This window comes from Nonomuraea sp. CX421, assembly GCF_059358955.1.
Genome location: NZ_JCADBK010000007.1, coordinates 198,552 through 214,334, shown reverse-complemented (window position 1 = coordinate 214,334; position 15,783 = coordinate 198,552). Strand labels below are relative to the sequence as shown.

Annotated in this window: 15 protein-coding genes; 7 read left to right on the top strand and 8 right to left on the bottom strand. The window is 70.9% G+C overall.

The features are described 5' to 3' along the window. Nucleotides 1–34 precede the first annotated feature (34 nt). Nucleotides 35–1,177, bottom strand: a complete 1,143-nt coding sequence (locus tag AC5L3X_RS15905) for a sensor histidine kinase (RefSeq protein WP_494857630.1) — start codon at nucleotides 1,175–1,177, stop codon at nucleotides 35–37. 138 nt (nucleotides 1,178–1,315) lie between these two features. On the opposite strand from AC5L3X_RS15905, the gene AC5L3X_RS15900 reads away from it, so the two are divergent. Both AC5L3X_RS15900 and AC5L3X_RS15895 read left to right on the top strand, forming a co-directional pair. Further along, nucleotides 1,316–1,513 (top strand): hypothetical protein, encoded by a 198-nt coding sequence (locus tag AC5L3X_RS15900; protein ID WP_494857629.1) that lies wholly within the window; start codon nucleotides 1,316–1,318, stop codon nucleotides 1,511–1,513. Nucleotides 1,514–1,550: 37 nt separating this feature from the next. Beyond that, nucleotides 1,551–2,690, top strand: a complete 1,140-nt coding sequence (locus AC5L3X_RS15895; RefSeq protein WP_494857627.1) for a cystathionine gamma-synthase — start codon at nucleotides 1,551–1,553, stop codon at nucleotides 2,688–2,690. On the opposite strand, the gene AC5L3X_RS15890 is transcribed toward AC5L3X_RS15895, so the two are convergent. Both AC5L3X_RS15890 and AC5L3X_RS15885 read right to left on the bottom strand, forming a co-directional pair. Beyond that, nucleotides 2,687–3,115 (bottom strand): DUF2269 family protein, encoded by a 429-nt coding sequence (locus AC5L3X_RS15890; RefSeq protein ID WP_189124123.1) that lies wholly within the window; start codon nucleotides 3,113–3,115, stop codon nucleotides 2,687–2,689. The genes AC5L3X_RS15895 and AC5L3X_RS15890 overlap by 4 nt on opposite strands. Nucleotides 3,116–3,125: 10 nt before the next feature. Beyond that, nucleotides 3,126–3,251 carry a hypothetical protein gene (locus AC5L3X_RS15885; protein WP_494857625.1) on the bottom strand — a complete coding sequence of 42 codons (126 nt, stop codon included), beginning with the start codon at nucleotides 3,249–3,251 and terminating at the stop codon, nucleotides 3,126–3,128. 140 nt (nucleotides 3,252–3,391) lie between these two features. On the opposite strand from AC5L3X_RS15885, the gene AC5L3X_RS15880 reads away from it, so the two are divergent. After that, nucleotides 3,392–3,814, top strand: a complete 423-nt coding sequence (locus AC5L3X_RS15880; protein WP_189124124.1) for a DUF6292 family protein — start codon at nucleotides 3,392–3,394, stop codon at nucleotides 3,812–3,814. 108 nt (nucleotides 3,815–3,922) lie between these two features. Here AC5L3X_RS15880 and AC5L3X_RS15875 read toward each other — a convergent pair whose 3' ends face one another. Both AC5L3X_RS15875 and AC5L3X_RS15870 read right to left on the bottom strand, forming a co-directional pair. Further along, nucleotides 3,923–5,890, bottom strand: a complete 1,968-nt coding sequence (locus tag AC5L3X_RS15875) for a vWA domain-containing protein (protein ID WP_494857623.1) — start codon at nucleotides 5,888–5,890, stop codon at nucleotides 3,923–3,925. Nucleotides 5,891–5,942: 52 nt separating this feature from the next. Then, nucleotides 5,943–7,334, bottom strand: coding sequence for a sigma 54-interacting transcriptional regulator (locus tag AC5L3X_RS15870; protein ID WP_494857621.1), 1,392 nt, complete (start codon nucleotides 7,332–7,334; stop codon nucleotides 5,943–5,945). 171 nt (nucleotides 7,335–7,505) lie between these two features. On the opposite strand from AC5L3X_RS15870, the gene AC5L3X_RS15865 reads away from it, so the two are divergent. Together AC5L3X_RS15865 and AC5L3X_RS15860 are read left to right on the top strand one after the other, a co-directional pair. Continuing rightward, nucleotides 7,506–8,684, top strand: coding sequence for an FIST signal transduction protein (locus AC5L3X_RS15865; RefSeq protein WP_189124127.1), 1,179 nt, complete (start codon nucleotides 7,506–7,508; stop codon nucleotides 8,682–8,684). Then, nucleotides 8,681–9,685: an ROK family protein gene (locus tag AC5L3X_RS15860; RefSeq protein WP_494857618.1), complete on the top strand. Its 1,005-nt coding sequence runs from the start codon at nucleotides 8,681–8,683 to the stop codon at nucleotides 9,683–9,685. Before AC5L3X_RS15865 ends, AC5L3X_RS15860 begins: the two co-directional genes overlap by 4 nt. On the opposite strand, the gene AC5L3X_RS15855 is transcribed toward AC5L3X_RS15860, so the two are convergent. From AC5L3X_RS15855 to hppD, 3 genes are all read right to left on the bottom strand, one after another. Further along, nucleotides 9,622–10,380: a hypothetical protein gene (locus AC5L3X_RS15855; protein ID WP_494857616.1), complete on the bottom strand. Its 759-nt coding sequence runs from the start codon at nucleotides 10,378–10,380 to the stop codon at nucleotides 9,622–9,624. The two genes, AC5L3X_RS15860 and AC5L3X_RS15855, sit on opposite strands and share 64 nt — an antisense overlap. Before the next feature lie 18 nt (nucleotides 10,381–10,398). Continuing rightward, complete coding sequence (locus tag AC5L3X_RS15850; RefSeq protein ID WP_494857614.1) at nucleotides 10,399–11,814, bottom strand: M1 family metallopeptidase; 1,416 nt, start codon at nucleotides 11,812–11,814, stop codon at nucleotides 10,399–10,401. Between the two features lie 72 nt (nucleotides 11,815–11,886). Next, a complete protein-coding gene (hppD, locus tag AC5L3X_RS15845) occupies nucleotides 11,887–12,996 on the bottom strand; it encodes a 4-hydroxyphenylpyruvate dioxygenase (RefSeq protein WP_189124130.1) in 1,110 nt (369 codons plus the stop codon). Nucleotides 12,997–13,099: 103 nt separating this feature from the next. On the opposite strand from hppD, the gene AC5L3X_RS15840 reads away from it, so the two are divergent. Both AC5L3X_RS15840 and AC5L3X_RS15835 read left to right on the top strand, forming a co-directional pair. After that, the gene (locus AC5L3X_RS15840; protein ID WP_189124131.1) at nucleotides 13,100–13,585 is read left to right on the top strand and encodes an Lrp/AsnC family transcriptional regulator; all 486 of its coding nucleotides are present in this window, start codon (nucleotides 13,100–13,102) and stop codon (nucleotides 13,583–13,585) included. 100 nt (nucleotides 13,586–13,685) lie between these two features. Beyond that, complete coding sequence (locus AC5L3X_RS15835; protein ID WP_494857611.1) at nucleotides 13,686–15,773, top strand: transglycosylase domain-containing protein; 2,088 nt, start codon at nucleotides 13,686–13,688, stop codon at nucleotides 15,771–15,773. Nucleotides 15,774–15,783 lie beyond the last annotated feature (10 nt).

The following is a 15,783-nucleotide window of genomic DNA, read 5'->3' as shown; positions in this document are numbered from 1 at the left end:
GGACCGCGGCGCCGCGCTGAGCCCGGCGCCGCGGTCACGACAGCGGAAACTCCGCGACGACCTCCCAGCCGCCCTCGGGCACCGGTCCCGCGTGCAGCCTGCCGCCCAGCGCCTCGACCCGCTCGGCCATCCCGACCAGCCCGAAGCCGCCGCCGAGGCTCGCCGTCCTGGCATCGGACGCCGAGCCGAAGTCACGCACCCGCAGCCCCGCCACCTGGTCGGACAGATGCAGACGGGCCTCGATCCAGGCCGCTCCCGACGCGTGCCTGCGCACGTTGGTGAGCGCCTCACGCAGCACCCGGTGGAGCGTCGTCATCACCTCGGGCGGCAGGGTGGCGTCGTCGATGCCCGGCCCGATCTCTAACGCGACGCGGGGACCGTTCGCCGAGAACCGCTCGGTCAGCAGGCGCAGGTCGGCCAGCGAGGTGCCCGGCGTGCGGGCCGCCTCGTCGTCGTCTCGCAGCACGGTGACCAGGCGCCGCATCGAGGTGAGCGCCTCGCCGCCGGCGCCGGCGATCGCGTCCAGGGCGGGCAGCACGGCCTCGGGTCTCAGCTCGGCGACCGTACGGGCGGCCTGCGCCTGGACCACGATGCCGGTGATGTGGTGGGCCACCAGGTCGTGGAGCTCCCTGGCCAGCTCCAGACGCTCGCTGCGTCGTACGGACTGGATGGCCTCGGTACGGCGCTCCTGCTGGAAGCGGAGGTAGCCGCCGACGCCGGCGGTCAGCGACCAGCCCGCGAACAGCAGGAACGAGAAGGCCAGCCCGTTGTGCTGGAGATCGCGCCCCGAGCCCTCCGCCAGGAGCACCACCAGCACGCCCATGGACAGCGCCGCGGCCCGCCAGACCGGCTCGACGTGGCGCAGCACGCCGAGGGTGAGCACGAGCAGCGCGCCGCTCTCCGCGCAGCCGGGCGCGCCGCCGAAGCCGGTGACGCCCATGGTCAGGGAGACGCAGGCGGACAGGGCCAGCAGGACGGCGAGACTCGCCAGGCGATGGCGCCGCCGCAGCATCACGGCCACGACGCCGGCCGCTCCGGTGGCCGGGACGAGCCACTGGAGCCCGCCGAGGCCGGTCGCCATGGCCAGGTCGATCAGCAGCATCAGGCCCAGCCAGCCGAGCATGGCGAGCTCGCTCAACCGGCGGATCCAGTAGACGATGCGTTTGGAGTCCCCCACCTCACGCAGCCTAGACCGGAGGTCGTAGCGGCCGTATCGGCCGTTCGGCCGACCGGGCGCACGAGGACCGGCCCTTCAGCGGAGGCGCGGCCGGGCGGTCGGCGGCGATGCTGGGTTCCGGAGAAGGGGGATGGAGACATGATGGTCGTCGGGTTCGCGTTGCTGGGTGTCGGGCTGGTCATCGGAGTGTTGCTCGCTCTGGCCGATCCGGTGCTGCTCTCGCGCGTCAACGGGGAGTACGCGGAGGGCGGCAGCGGTCGCCACCTCGATCGGTCCGCGGTGGTGCGGCTGGCCGAGCGCGGCGGGCACGGCAGGGACGAGCGCGCCGCCGCCTGAGGCCGCTCGCCCGGGCCGCTTCCGTTACGGTGGCCATATGACCAACGGTTTCGAAACTCTGGCGATCCACGCAGGTCAGGAGCCCGACCCGCTGACCGGCGCGGTCGTGCCACCGATCTATGCGACGTCCACCTACAAGCAGGATGGCGTGGGCGGCCTGCGTTCCGGATACGAATACAGCCGCTCGGCCAACCCCACCAGGACCGCGCTCGAAGAGGCGCTGGCCGCGGTGGAGGGCGGAGCGCGCGGGCTGGCGTTCGCGTCCGGCCTGGCGGCCGAGGACACCTTGCTGCGCGCCCTGTGCAAGCCGCAGGATCACGTGATCATTCCGAACGACGCCTACGGCGGCACCTACCGCCTGTTCGCCAAGGTGCACGCGCGCTGGGACCTGCACTTCGACCCGGTGCCACTCGGCGACCTCGACGCCGTGGCCGCCGCGATGACGCAGAAGACCAAGATCGTGTGGGTGGAGACACCCACCAATCCGCTGCTCGGCATCGCCGACCTCACCGCCCTGGCCCGGCTGGCGCACGAGAACGGCGCCCTGCTGGTCGTGGACAACACGTTCGCCTCGCCGTACCTTCAGCAGCCGCTGGCGCTGGGCGCCGACATCGTGGTGCACTCCACGACCAAGTACATCGGCGGCCACTCCGATGTGGTCGGCGGTGCGCTGGTGGCGGCGGACCCGGCGCTCGGCGACGAGCTGGCCTACCACCAGAACGCGATGGGCGCCGTGGCCGGGCCGTTCGACGCGTGGCTCACGCTGCGCGGGCTCAAGACGCTCGGCGTGCGGATGGACCGCCACTGCGACAACGCCGAGCGGGTCGTCGACCTGCTGCTCGCCCACCCGCGCGTGACGCAGGTGCTCTACCCGGGCCTCGGCGAGCACCCCGGGCACGAGGTGGCCGCCAAGCAGATGAAGAGGTTCGGCGGCATGGTGTCGTTCCGCGTGGCGGGCGGCGAGGCCGAGGCGGTCGCGGTGTGCGACCGGGCCAAGCTCTTCACGCTCGGCGAGTCGCTCGGCGGTGTCGAGTCGCTCATCGAGCATCCGGGCAGGATGACGCACGCCTCCGCGGCCGGGTCACCGCTTGAGGTGCCCGCGGACCTCGTGCGGCTGTCGGTCGGCATCGAGACGGTCGGCGACCTGCTCGCCGACCTCTCACAGGCGCTGGGTTAGGTTGGCACCACCATCAGGAACAGGATGACCAGCCAGATCACCGCCAGCAGTCCGCTGATGGCGGCGATCCGGCCGTTCTGCACCTGAGCGTCGTCGGCCGGGGTCTCGCTCGCGAGGGCCCGGACGGCGGTGCGCAGGTCGCGGTCGATGATCACGACCAGCACGATGGCCACGATGAACAGCGTCATCGACGCCGTCATGTACCACTTGCCGAGCACACCGCCGCCCATGACCACGCCGAGCGCGATGCCGAAGATCAGTACGCCGAGCGAGCCGATGGCGTAGACCCGCGTGGTGCGCTGGATGTTTCGCAGGACGGGCACGTTCTTGGTGCGGATGGCTCGCGGTGCGGCCATCGTCACCGCGGTGAGCGGGCCGATGGCGAAGATGGCGAAACCGATGTGCAGCCACAGAAGCAGGGACATGCGGGAGAGACTAGTCCCCGACGATCTCGGCCGGGGAGTCGACACACTCCTTCTGCTTCGAGGCGCGGCGCATGACGAGCTCCATGGCGGCGATGGCAATGATCATCAACGCGATCAAAAGAATCATGGCAATCATGAGGCACCCCTCCTTCCCCGTGTCAGACGGAAATATCGTCCGTTATGACTAGAGGCTGCGGCAACGGAATAAGTTCAGCGCGGGTAGGGTTGGAAATCGCTGTTTTTCTCTTACCCTCCGGTTACAAAGGAGTTCCTTCCGTGGCCATCAGGCATGTCGAGCCCTACACCGACGAGTGGCTGCAGCAGCCCGCCTGCTACGTGCGCCGCGTCGTCGGCCGGCTCGGAGCCGAGGTGACCGACTGGTGGGAGGGGCCCTGCGATCCGCGTGACGCCACCATCCGGTTGGCCGACGGCAGCGCGCTGGTGTGGGACGAGGAGAGCGGCTGGCGCCTCGGCCGCTTCGTCTCCGGCGGGCGCGACCGGCACACCGAGCTGTCCGGGGTCCGCTATCTGGGCGGCGGCCTGCTGCCCCGGCCGGAGCGGGTGCCCGCGGCCCTGGCCGACGCCCGCGCGGGCGTCGGCGCGAGCAGCGCCTGGCGTCCCTGCTACCGCTCGCACCGCAACTGCCGCGACGGGTTCGACGTCGCCCTCGACTTCTACGCCGGGCTCATCGACGCCTGACCCTCGAACACCTGACCCTCGAACACCTGGGCCTCGAACGCCTGGGCCTTGAACGCCTGACCTTCGAACGCCTGAGCCCCAGACGCGTGGCCCGGACCGCCAGAGCCTCTAGCGGGCGCGGCGCAGTCGCAGGAAGTCGCTGACCACGTATTCGCCCAGCCGGTCGGCGCTGGGCGAGAAGACCCGGCCGCCGTTGCGGCGCGCGAGCTCGTCCACGAACTCCTGCAGCCGCTCGTCGGCCGCCAGCATGAAGACGTTGATCGTCGCCCGCCGCCGCGTCATCTTGTCGACCTCCGCCAGCGTGAGCTCCAGCGTCTCGCTCGACGGGGGCCACTCGAACGCCGAACGGCCGTTGCGCATCAGATGGGCCGTGGGCTCGCCGTCGGTCACCACCAGCACCACGGGCTCGAAGTCGGGATGACGGTCGAGGTGACGCCCGGCGATCAGCAGGGCGTGGTGCAGGTTGGTGCCCTGGACCATGTCCCAGTCGAGCCCGGCCAGCTCGTCGGGCTGCAGCACCCGCGCGTAGTTGGAGAAGCCGATGATCTGTACGGCGTCCTGCGGGAACTTGGCGGCCACCAGCGCCTGCAGGGCCAGCGCCGTCTGCTTGGCGGCGGCCCAGGTGCCACGCAGGGCCATCGAGTAGGACAGGTCGACCAGCAGGCAGACGGCGGCCGCGCTGCGCCGCTCGGTCTCGGCCACCTCGAAGTCGTCCACCGACAGCCGCACCCCACCGGCCGTGCCACCGGGCCGGTGGCGGAGGCCGCCGTTGCGGACCCCGTTGACCAGCGTGCGCACCACGTCGATGGGCTGCTCGTCGCCGAACCGCCACGGCCGTGACGACCCGGTCAGCTCGCCGGCCGAGCCCGCGTCGCGCTGGTCGTGATCGCCCCGGCGGCCGGCGTCGAGCGAGGAGAACACCCGGCGCAGCGCCGTCTCACCGAGCCGCCGCACGGCCTTGGGGGTGAGCTCCAGCTTGCCGCGGCGGCGCAGGAGGTAGCCCTGCTCCTCCAGCTCGCGCTCGATCCGCCGCAGCGCCTCCAGATCGTCGACGGCCGAGCGGCCGAGGGCGCGGCGGACCGCGGCCTCGTCGATGTCGTCGAGCCGGGCGCCCGGGTAGTCCTGGCGCAGTGCCGCCTCCAGCTGGGTGAGGTCGGCCAGCTCCTCCAGCGCGGTGACGGAGTCGCCCATGCCCAGCGGCTCCTCGCCGGTCAGCCGCTCGGGGGAGTTCCAGGCCAGGTCGGGGCGGCGGGCCTGGAGGGCGTCGCCGAGCCTGCGCATCTGCTCGGCCAGCCCCTCCTGGTCGAGGGCCTGGTTGATCAGGTTGGCGAGCTCCTCGCGCTGGCGTGGCGTCAGCGAGGCGAGCATCCGCTGGGTGGCCGCGGCACGCCGGGCCAGCAGGTCGACGAGCTCGTCGAGGGTACGCGGCCGCTCGGGGAACAGGTCACCATATTTCGCCATAAAGGCGTCGAAGTCGGCCTGGGTGTGCTCGCCTCGGGCGTCCCTGTCCAGCATGTCGTTCAGATCCGACATCATGTGCCGGATCCGTTCCATCGCGGCCGGATCCGGATGGGCCAGCGCGTCGCGCAGCCCCTTGAACTGACTGTCGAGCACCTCGCGCCGCAGCAGGTCGCGCAGCTCCTCGAAGGTCTGCCGGGCGGCGGCCGAACGCCACTCGTAGGAGCTCAGCTGCTGGATCGCGCTCGCGGTGTCGTCGGGCAGCCCGTCGAGCTCCGACTCGCGCAGCCGGGCGTCGTCGGAGGGGTCGGGGAAGAGCTCGGCACGCTCCTGGCCGATGGCCTTGTCGAGCAGCGCCCGCGCCTTCTCCAGGGTGCCGTCGAGCCGGCCGCGCTCGCGCAGCTCGCGGCGGCGGCGGCGTACCTCTCTGAGCATGTCGTCGAGGCCCTTGCGGTCCTGCGTGCCCGGCAGCCCGCGCTTGAGCAGGTCGCGCAGCGCGTGCACGGGCGTCGAGCCGGACAGGATGGCGTCGCCCATCTCGTCGAGCGCCGCACGCACGTCGTACGGCGCGGCAAGGGGGTCAGGGCCGTCGAAATACTCGCCATAGCGGTAGGCCATCACGAATCCACGCTAACCCGGGAATCCCGGCCACGCGCCCCCCAGGCGGCGCTCACGTGCGGTAGACGGTGACGCCGTCGAGGTCGTCCTTGGACAGGCGGCGCATGAGGTAGAGGCCCTCCAGCGCGAACTCCAGGGCGGCCGCGGCGTGACCGGGTGACTCCTCGCCCGCGCCCATGCCCAGGTTGGACATGATCTTGGAAAGGCCGTCCACCGGACCGATGCGGTGCAGCAGCTCGCCGGCCGCGACCAGCTCGCCCGACTCCACCTGGTTGCCCTCGGAGAACTTGTCGGTCAGCGGCGACAGCTCCACCCCGCCCAGCCGGCTCCGGAACGTCTCGGCCGTGGCCCGGCGGAGCAGGTGGGCCAGGATCTCGGTCTCCCTGCCCTCCTCGCTGACCTCGAACTCCACCTTGCCGCGCAGGCTGTGGACGACGTTGGCCAGGTCGCACACCCGCGTGACGGCCCGCTCCTCGCCGGTGATCGCCGCCCTGCGCACGGCCGAGGCCGAGGCGGTCTCGGCCGCCGCGATCGAGAACCGCGCCGAGACGCCCGACCGCGCGTCGACGGAGGTGGACTCGCGGACCAGCCGGGTGAACCGGGCGATCACCTCGACCAGATGCTCGGGGACGTCGGCCCCGATGTCCGGCACCGACTCCTGGCGGATCAGCTTGAGCTCGTCGTCGACGGTCAGCGGGTAGTGGGTGCGGACCTCCGCGCCGAAGCGGTCCTTCAGCGGCGTGATGATGCGGCCGCGGTTGGTGTAGTCCTCGGGGTTGGCGCTGGCGATGAGCAGCAGGTCGAGCGGCAGCCGCAGGTTGTAGCCGCGCACCTGGACGTCGCGCTCCTCCAGCACGTTGAGCAGCGACACCTGGATGCGCTCGGCCAGGTCGGGCAGCTCGTTGACGGAGAACACGCCGCGGTTGGTGCGCGGCACCAGCCCGTAGTGGACCGTCTCCGGGTCGCCGAGCCGGCGGCCTTCGGCGATCTTGATCGGGTCGACGTCGCCGATCAGGTCGCCGACGGAGGTGTCGGGCGTGGCGAGCTTCTCGCCGTAGCGCTCGTCGCGGTGCTTCCACGCCACGGGCAGCTCGTCGCCCAGCTCCCGTGCCAGCGTGACACAGCGCGTGCAGACGGGCGCGTAGGGGTGGTCGTTGATCTCACACCCCTCGACCACCGGGGTCCACTCGTCGAGCAGACCGGTGACCGTACGGATGAGCCGGGTCTTGCCTTGACCACGCTCACCGAGCAGGACCAGGTCGTGCCCGGCCAGAAGGGCCCGCTCCAGATGGGGCAGGACGGTGTCGTCGAAGCCCACGATGCCGGGAAAACGGGGCTCACCCGCTCGCAACTTGGCCAGCAGGTTTTCGCGGACCTCTGCTTTCACGGTGCGATGAACGTGACCGCTCTCTCGCAACTCGCGGAGGTTTAGAGGCTGATGCACGGGATCGAGACTACGTCCCCCAGAACGAAAGCGGCAGGGACTTTCGCATCTGGCGGAGATCTCGGACCTTGACAATTGAGTCACGGCACATGTGCGTGCTTGTTCCTTTAGTGGGGAGAATCGGGCCGAGGGAACTAAGACGTGTCGAGGGAGGCGGGAAGCGTGGCCCTGATGACGAGCCGCTTCGCAGACGGCCTCGCCGTGGGCGCCGACCTGGCGGAGGTGGCCGAACGGGCTGTCGGCCAGGCCCTGTCGAGGCTCGGTGACCAGGCGGACCTTGTCTGTTTCTTCATCTGCGGCGACGACCCCGACGACGTGGCCAGGGCGGGTGAGCGGGCGATGAGGCTCGCGCCCGACGCGCACGTGATCGGCTGCAGCGCCACGGGAGTGATCGGCGACGGGCAAGGGGTCGAGCTGGCGCCCTCGGTGAGCGCGTGGGCGGCCACCCTCGGAGAGGCCCGGCTGACCACGTTCGCCCTGGAGACGCTGACGACCGAGGACAAGTTCGTCGTGGTGGGCCTGCCGGAGCGCAGCCCCGACGACCATGTGGCGATCCTGCTGACCGACCCCTACTCGTTTCCGACCGACGCGTTCGTCGAGCGCTCGGTCGACGTGCTGGGCGACCTGCCGTTGATCGGCGGCATGGCCAACGGCCTGCAGGGCCGGGGCTCGGTCCGCCTCTTCGCCGACGGCGAGGTCTACACCGAGGGCGCCATCGGCGTGCTGCTGAGCGGCGACATCCGGGTCAGCACGGTGGTCAGCCAGGGATGCCGGCCCATCGGGCCCACCATGGTCGTCACCGGCGCCGAGGAGAACCTCCTGCTGGAGCTGGCCGGGCAGCCCGCCCTGGCCCGGCTGGAGGACATCGTCAGCGACCTCGACGAGGACGACCGCGAGCTGGTCGCCTCCGGGCTGCAGATCGGCCTGGCGATGGACGAGTACGCCGATCGCCACGAACGCGGCGACTTCCTGATCAGAGGGGTCATCGGCATCGACCCCGAGCGGGAGGCGGTGGCCATCGGCGACGTCGTCGAGGTCGGCAGGACCGTCCGCTTCCAGGTGCGCGACGCGGCCACCGCCGACGAGGACCTCTACGACATGCTCGACGCCCACCGCGAGGAGCTGGGCCGGGTCGACGGTGCGCTGCTGTTCTCGTGCAACGGCCGGGGCTCGGCGATGTTCGGCACCGCCGACCATGATCCGGTGGCGCTGCGCGACACGCTCGGCCCGGTCGGCATGGCCGGCTTCTTCGCCGCCGGTGAGGTGGGCCCGGTCTCCGGCCACAACCACGTCCACGGGTTCACCGCGTCGGTGCTGGTCTTCTCCTCGGGCGCGGCGGGCGGCGAGTGATCCTCGCGATCGACGTCGGCGGCACCAAGCTGGCCGTCGGCCTGGTCGGGCCCGACGGGGCGGTGGCCGCCTCGGCACGCGTGGCGACCCCGCAGGACACCGACGCCGAGACGCTGTGGGAGACACTGGCCGCTCTCGTCGAGCCCTTCTCCGGGGCGGTCGACGGGGTGGGGGTGGGCTGCGGCGGGCCGATGGTCTGGCCGCGCGGCGAGGTCTCCCCGCTCAACATCCCGGCCTGGCGGGCCTTCCCGCTGCGGGCCCGGCTGGCCGGACGGTTCCCCGGCCTGCCCGTACGCGTCCACAACGACGCCGTCTGCCTGGCCGTGGCCGAGCACTGGCGGGGCGCCGGCCGGGGCAGCCGCGACATGCTGGGCATGGTCGTGTCCACCGGGGTGGGCGGCGGGCTGATCCTGGGCGGCCGGTTGATCGACGGCGGCACGGGCAACGCCGGGCACATCGGTCACGTGGTGGTCGAGCCGGACGGCGGGCCGCCCTGTGGCTGCGGCGGCCGGGGCTGCCTGGAGGCGGTCGCCCGGGGGCCCGGGCTGACCGCGTGGGCGGTGGCGCAGGGCTGGCGTCCCGGCCGGGGTGTGCCGGAGGGCGACGACGAGGCGTACCGAGAGGATCGGGTGGTGACCGGGCGGGCGCTCGCGGCCGACGCGCTGGCCGGCGACGAGGTGGCCCTGGCGGCGATGCGCCGGGCCGGACGCGCGCTGGGCGTCGCGATCGCGTCGGCCACCCACCTGTGCGACCTTGAGCTGGTCACCGTCGGTGGTGGGCTGTCCCAGGCGGGGAAGCCGTTGTTCGGGCCGCTGGAGGAGGCGCTGCGCGAGCACGCTCCGATGGATTTCGCCCGGCGGGTCCGGGTCGTGCCCGCGGCGCTCGGCCAGGAGGCCGGGCTGGTGGGGGCGGCGGCGCTGATCCTGGCGGGGGAGACCTACTGGGCCACCCCCCATTCGGCGGCCACCCGCTCCGACAACGCCGCGTGCCGTGGGTTGTAGACACGGAAGAACTCTCTGCCGCACTCGAGATCGTCGAGGGCCGAGGCGATCTCCTCGTGCAGGAAGGGCTCCGCCTGCTCCGGGGTGAGGCTCGCGTTGTCGCGCAGCATCGTGGAGAAACGGTCGCGTTCGAGCGTCGCGATCGTGCTGGGGACCGCCGAGCCGACCGGGTAGCCCCGGCCGGTCAGGCAGGCGGCGTAGCCGCGGGCCAGCTCGACCAGGCGCGGATCGGTGTCGAGCTCGCGTTGCCGGGCGCGTTGGACCGCCCTCGTGTACTGCCGCCGGAAGTGCGGGACGTCGGTGACGTCACGGCCCAGGACCTGCTTGACGGCCTGGACGTAGCAGGCGGAATGCGGCTCGGACAGCGTCGAGACGAAGCCGTCGTCGAGCCAGGTGTCGGAGCCGTCGGCGCTCGGCACCTCCGGGTAGAGCACCGTGGCGAAGACGCCGTGGCCGTAGCGGTCGCGGTAGGCGCGCAGCGCGGTGTAGTCGCCCTGGCGGCGCCTGAGCTGCTCGGCCGTCGGTGTGGGCATGTCGGGCGCCCACGGGATCTGCTGGATGCCCCGGGCCTTCAGGCAGGCGGCCGCCACGTGCTCCTGCTGCCACCGCTTGCTCGTGCCGCTGGGCAGCGCCTCGGAGGTGGCGCAGCCCGTCAGGAGGATGGCGACCGCCAGCACCACGAGGATCTTGGGCATGGGGGTCACATTAGAGGGTCAGGTGGGCCAGGCGGGCTTGTGGGGCTGGAAGAGCCAGACGTCGAACAGCGACCGCAGATCCTTGCCGGACAGCTGCTGGGCCAGCGCGATGAACTCCGGGGTGGTGGCGTTGCCGTACTTGTGCTGCTCGGTCCAGGTCTTCAGCAGTTTGAAGAACGTCCGGTCGCCGATCTCCTCGCGCAGGGCGTGCAGCGTCATGCCGCCCCGGGTGTAGACCGACTCGTTGAACAGGTTGCGGGGCCGGGCCTCGCCGGGAGGGTAGCTCCAGATCCGGTCGCCGGCCGGCCGGGCGAGGTTGCGCCGGAAGGTGGCCTCGGTGGTGCTCTTGCCCGTGTGGTCCCACCAGAGCCACTCGGCGTAGGTGGCGAAGCCCTCGTTGAGCCACAGGTCCTTCCAGCGCTTGATGCTGACGCTGTTGCCGAACCACTGGTGGGCCAGCTCGTGGGCGATGATGCCGTCGTCGGGGTGGAACCCGCCGTAGAGCGGCTTGGTCTGGTTCTCGAGCGCGTAGCCGGCCGCGAAGTTGTCGATCACGCCGCCGGTCGAGGAGAACGGATAGGGGCCGAAGATCTTGGCCCAGTGGTCGGTGATCCGGCTGGAGTTGGTGTAGAGGCTGTCGAGCGAGCCGCGGTAGGCCGGGTCGACGGCGGTCACGTTGGGGATGCCGCCGGGAGTCCTGCCCTGGCGCAGCTCGAAGTCGCCGAGCGTCGCGGTGGCGAGGTAGGTGGTCATGGGGTGGCCCTCGCGCCACCGGAACGTGGTGCGGCCCGCGGAGGTCGTCGGCTTGCCGGTCAGCTCGCCGTTGGCCAGCGCGGTCAGCCCCTTGGGCACCGTGATCTGGAAGTCGAAGGTGGCCTTGTCGGCCGGGTGGTCGTTGGCCGGGAACCAGGTCTTGGCGCCATTGGGCTCACAGGCCACGAACGCGCCGTCGGACGTCGGGATGAAGCCGAACGTGCCCAGGTTGGCCGCGTCCTTGAGCGGCTGCGGCCGCCCGGAGTAGGAGACCTGGACCTTGAACGCCGCGCCCGGGGCCAGCGGCTTGGCGGGCGCCACGGTGAGCTCGTCGCCCTGGCGCGTGAACGTCGCCGCGGCCCCGTCGACCGAGACCTTGCGCACCTTCAGCCCGGAAAGGTCGAGATTGAACCGCGACAGCCACTGGGCCGCCCTGGCGTCGATCGTCGCCACCCCGTCGAGGAGCCTGGTGGCGGGTGTGTAGCCGATCGCCAGGTTGTAGTGGGCCACGTCGTAGCCGCCATTGCCGTCCAGCGGGAAGGCGGCGTCGCCGATGCCGGCCGCCCCCGCCCCCGGAGGTGGGGACGGGGTGGGATGCGCGGCGGCCCCGTTGCCGGGCGAGCAGGCCAGCACGCTCAGCAACGCGATCACCGGCATGCCCGCGTAGCGGTTGAACCCCATGGCCCCGACTCCCCTCCGTAGCGTGGTCAGCAGTTTACGCTGCGTAGGGGAGGGGTGAGGGTCGTCCGGCGATCAGAGATTGCCTCTGCGCTCCTGCTCGCGCTCGATGGCCTCGAACAACGCCTTGAAGTTGCCCTTGCCGAACCCGAGTGAGCCGTGCCGCTCGATGAGCTCGAAGAACACGGTCGGCCTGTCCTGCACCGGCTTGGTGAAGATCTGCAGCAGGTAGCCGTCCTCGTCCCGGTCGACCAGGATGCCGCGCTTCTTCAGCTCCTCGATCGGCGCGCGTACCTCGCCGATGCGGGCCCGTAGCTCGGGATCGTCGTAGTACGAGTCGGGCGTGTCCAGGAACCGCACCCCCGCCTCGCGCATGAGGTCGACCGTGGTCAGGATGTCGTTGGTGGCCAGCGCGATGTGCTGCACGCCGGGTCCGCCGTAGAACTCGAGATACTCGTCGATCTGCGACTTCTTGCGGCTGACGGCCGGCTCGTTGAGCGGGAACTTGACCTTGCGGGTGCCGTCGGCCACGACCTTGGACATCAGCGCCGAGTATTCGGTGGCGATGTCGTCGCCGACGAACTCGGCCATGTTCGTGAAGCCCATGACCTTCTGGTAGAACTCCACCCACTCGTCCATCTTGCCCAGCTCGACGTTGCCCACGCAGTGGTCGACGGCCTGGAACAGCCGGCCGTTCCTGGTGGCCGGCGGGGCGACGAGCGGCTCGGCCGGTTGGTAGCCGGGCAGGTAGGCGCCGCTGTAGTTGGACCTGTCGACGAGCGTGTGCCGCGTCTCGCCGTAGGTGGCGATCGCCGCCAGCACCACCTTGCCGTGCTCGTCCTCCAGCGTGTACGGCTCCGCGAGCCCGCGAGCCCCCTGCGCCACGGCGTGCCGGTAGGCGCCCTCCACGTCGGGCACCTCGATGGCCAGGTCGATCACGCCGTCGCCGTGCTCGGCCACGTGCCGGGCCAGTTCGGTGCCGGGCCGGACCGAGGCCCTGAACTCGAACCTGGCGCGGCCCGAGGTGAGCACGTAGCCGACCTCGTCGCGGCTGCCGGTCTCCGGGCCGCGGTAGGCCACCAGCCGCATGCCGAACGCGGTGGAGTAGTAGTGGGCCGTCTGCTTGGCGTTGCCCACGGCGAAGACGACGGCGTCCATGCCGTTGACCGGAAAGACATCACTCATACCGCTCACTCTCGTAATACCTGGACGAGTTGTGCAAGAGTTACTTCAAATGGTGCACAATCTGTCCAGTATCAGCCCGTCGAACCCGGAGAATCTGTACACCATGACGATTGACGACCTGGACGCCCGCCTGATCGCGCTGCTGGCCGCCGAGCCTCGGCTGGGTGTGCTCGAGTGCTCGCGCCGGCTCGGCGTGGCCCGCGGCACCGTCCAGGCCAGGCTCGACCGGCTGGTCGCCAGGGAGGTGATCACCGGGTTCGGGCCCGACGTCTCGCCGGTGGCGCTCGGCTACGACGTGACGGCGTTCATCACGCTGGAGATCAGGCAGGTGGCCGGGCACGAGCCGGTGTCCGACGGGCTGGCGCGCATCCCCGAGGTGCTGGAGGCCCACACGATCACGGGAGGGGGCGATCTGCTCTGCCGGGTGGTCGCGCGGACCAACGCCGACCTGCAACGGGTCATCGACCGGATCGTGGACGTCAAGGGCGTGCTCAGGACGTCGTCGGTCATCGCGCTCGACACGCCGGTTCCATACCGAGTGCTGCCGTTGGTCGCCGATGTCCCCCGGCACGGCTCTCGTTCGACGTAGCATCGTCGGAAAGGCCGAGGCACCGATATCAGTCGTTTACCCTTGACATTCGCCCAGCTGACGGGGGTTTGGCGCGGTGCGGAGTGGTGGTGGAAAAGGCATGCGGAAGCGGCGCGTCCTTCGGCGGCTGCTGATTGCTTGTGGGCTGGCGATCGTGGGGGCACTCGCCCTGTTCGGCATCGCGTGGGCGATGACCCCGATCCCCGACAGCACTCAGGAGCAGGCCACGGCCCAGGGGTCGATCATCTACTACCGCGACGGCAAGACGGTGCTCGCCAGGCAGGGCGTCGACCGCCGCAACGTCGAGCTGGCCAAGGTGCCCGAGCACGTGCGCGACGCGGTGATCGCCGCCGAGAACCGCTCCTTCTACCAGGACAGCGGCGTCTCGGTGAAGGGCACCAGCCGGGCCCTGTGGTCCACGCTCACCGGGCAGCAGCTCCAGGGCGGCTCGACGATCACCCAGCAGCTGGTCCGCAATTACTACAGCGGGCTCAGCCAGGAGCGGTCCGTCACCCGCAAGTTCAAAGAGATCATGATCTCGATCAAGGTCGACCAGTCCAAGTCCAAGGACTGGGTGCTGGAGCAGTACCTCAACACCATCTACTTCGGCCGTGGCGCCAACGGCATCCAGGCGGCCGCCCAGGCCTACTTCGGCAAGGACGTCGGCAAGCTGACCGTGGCCGAGGGCGCCTATCTGGCCACGGTCATCCAGCAGCCGAGCCGCTTCGCCGACCCCGAGGGCGACGACCTGGCCGCCGCGCAGGGCCGCTGGCGGGCGGTGGTCGCGGCCATGGGCGAGACCGGCGCGCTCGACGCCGAACAGGTCGCGGCGCAGCGGTTCCCCGACCTGAAGGCGCCGAAGAAGCCGTTCGTGCTCAAGGGCCAGGCCCAGTACATGCTCGACCAGGTGACCGCCGAGCTCAACCGGCGCGGCTACTCCGACGAGGACATCAACGGCGGCGGCCTCCGGGTCGTCACCACCTTCGACCGGAAGCTGATGGACGCGGCCGAACGCGCGGTCAGGGAGGCGGTGCCCGAGTCCACGCCCAAGAAGGTGCGCACCGGGCTCGCCGCCGTCGATCCGGCCACCGGCGAGGTCGTCGCCTTCTACGGCGGCGACCCCCGGCGCTCCGACTACGACAACGCCTTCTCCGCCAAGGTGCCGGCCGGGTCCACCTTCAAGCCCTACACGCTGGCCACGGCGCTCGACAACGGGTTCGGCCTGTCCACGCGGGTCAACGGCAACTCCCCGATGCGCGTCGCCTCCGATCCCGACCACCCGATCCCCAACGACAGCGGGCGCTCCTATGGCCAGATCAACCTGGTCACCGCCACGCAGAACTCCGTCAACACCGCGTTCGTCGACCTCGGCCAGAAGGTCGGCCTGGACAAGGTGGCCGCCACCGTCAAGTCGGCGGGCATCCCGGCGGACCAGCTCCAGCAGCATCAGGCGGCCGCCGCGTTCCCGCTCGGCGTGGCCTCGGTGAGCGCGGTGCAGAACGCCTCCGGCTTCTCCGCCTTCGCCAACGGCGGCATCCACATGGAGGCGCACGTCGTCAAGTCGGTGAAGAACGCCGACGGTGTCAAGAACGTGATCAAGCCGGTCGCCACCAAGGTGGTCGGCGAGCAGGCCGCGGCCGACACCACGTACGCGATGCAGCAGGTGGTGAAGTACGGCACCGGCACCGCGGCCAGGCTCTACGACCGGCCGGTGGCCGGCAAGACGGGCACCACGGACGATTCAGTGTCGGTCTGGTTCAACGGCTTCACCCCGCAGCTGGCCGTCGCGGTCGACATGTTCCGTGACGACAACAAGACCGTCACGATCCCGGGCTACGGCGTGCAGTTCGGCGGCCAGCTGCCGGCCCAGATCTGGCGGGCGTTCATGACCGAGGCGATGGCCGGCAAGCCGGTCGTGGACTTCCCCGAACCCTCCGAACTGGGCTACGGCTACTCCACACCGGACTGGGAGCGGAGCGTCCCCGACGAGCGGGAGACCCAGGAGCCGGACGACTGGGGCAGCCCCGAACCCGAGTTCACCGAGCCGCCCGCCAACGACCCGACCGTCACGCAGGAGCCCGAGGAGAACGGCGTGCCGGACGAGTCCGGGCCGCCGCCCACGGAGCAGCCTGAGGGCCCGCCCTCGTTCGGCCCCGACCAGGGCCTCGGCAGATCACCGGATGAATGAGCCCGCTTTC

Excerpts from the sequence above, each read along its gene's own strand:
- AC5L3X_RS15900 (WP_494857629.1), top strand. The coding sequence starts at position 1,316 with ATGATGGTCGTCGGGTTCGCGTTGCTGGGTGTCGGGCTGGTCATCGGA.
- AC5L3X_RS15895 (WP_494857627.1), top strand. The coding sequence starts at position 1,551 with ATGACCAACGGTTTCGAAACTCTGGCGATCCACGCAGGTCAGGAGCCC.
- AC5L3X_RS15890 (WP_189124123.1), bottom strand. The coding sequence starts at position 3,115 with ATGTCCCTGCTTCTGTGGCTGCACATCGGTTTCGCCATCTTCGCCATC.
- AC5L3X_RS15885 (WP_494857625.1), bottom strand. The coding sequence starts at position 3,251 with ATGATTGCCATGATTCTTTTGATCGCGTTGATGATCATTGCCATCGCC.
- AC5L3X_RS15875 (WP_494857623.1), bottom strand. The coding sequence starts at position 5,890 with ATGGCCTACCGCTATGGCGAGTATTTCGACGGCCCTGACCCCCTTGCC.
- AC5L3X_RS15865 (WP_189124127.1), top strand. The coding sequence starts at position 7,506 with ATGACGAGCCGCTTCGCAGACGGCCTCGCCGTGGGCGCCGACCTGGCG.
- AC5L3X_RS15855 (WP_494857616.1), bottom strand. The coding sequence starts at position 10,380 with ATGCCCAAGATCCTCGTGGTGCTGGCGGTCGCCATCCTCCTGACGGGC.
- AC5L3X_RS15850 (WP_494857614.1), bottom strand. The coding sequence starts at position 11,814 with ATGGGGTTCAACCGCTACGCGGGCATGCCGGTGATCGCGTTGCTGAGC.
- hppD (WP_189124130.1), bottom strand. The coding sequence starts at position 12,996 with ATGAGTGATGTCTTTCCGGTCAACGGCATGGACGCCGTCGTCTTCGCC.
- AC5L3X_RS15840 (WP_189124131.1), top strand. The coding sequence starts at position 13,100 with ATGACGATTGACGACCTGGACGCCCGCCTGATCGCGCTGCTGGCCGCC.
- AC5L3X_RS15835 (WP_494857611.1), top strand. The coding sequence starts at position 13,686 with ATGCGGAAGCGGCGCGTCCTTCGGCGGCTGCTGATTGCTTGTGGGCTG.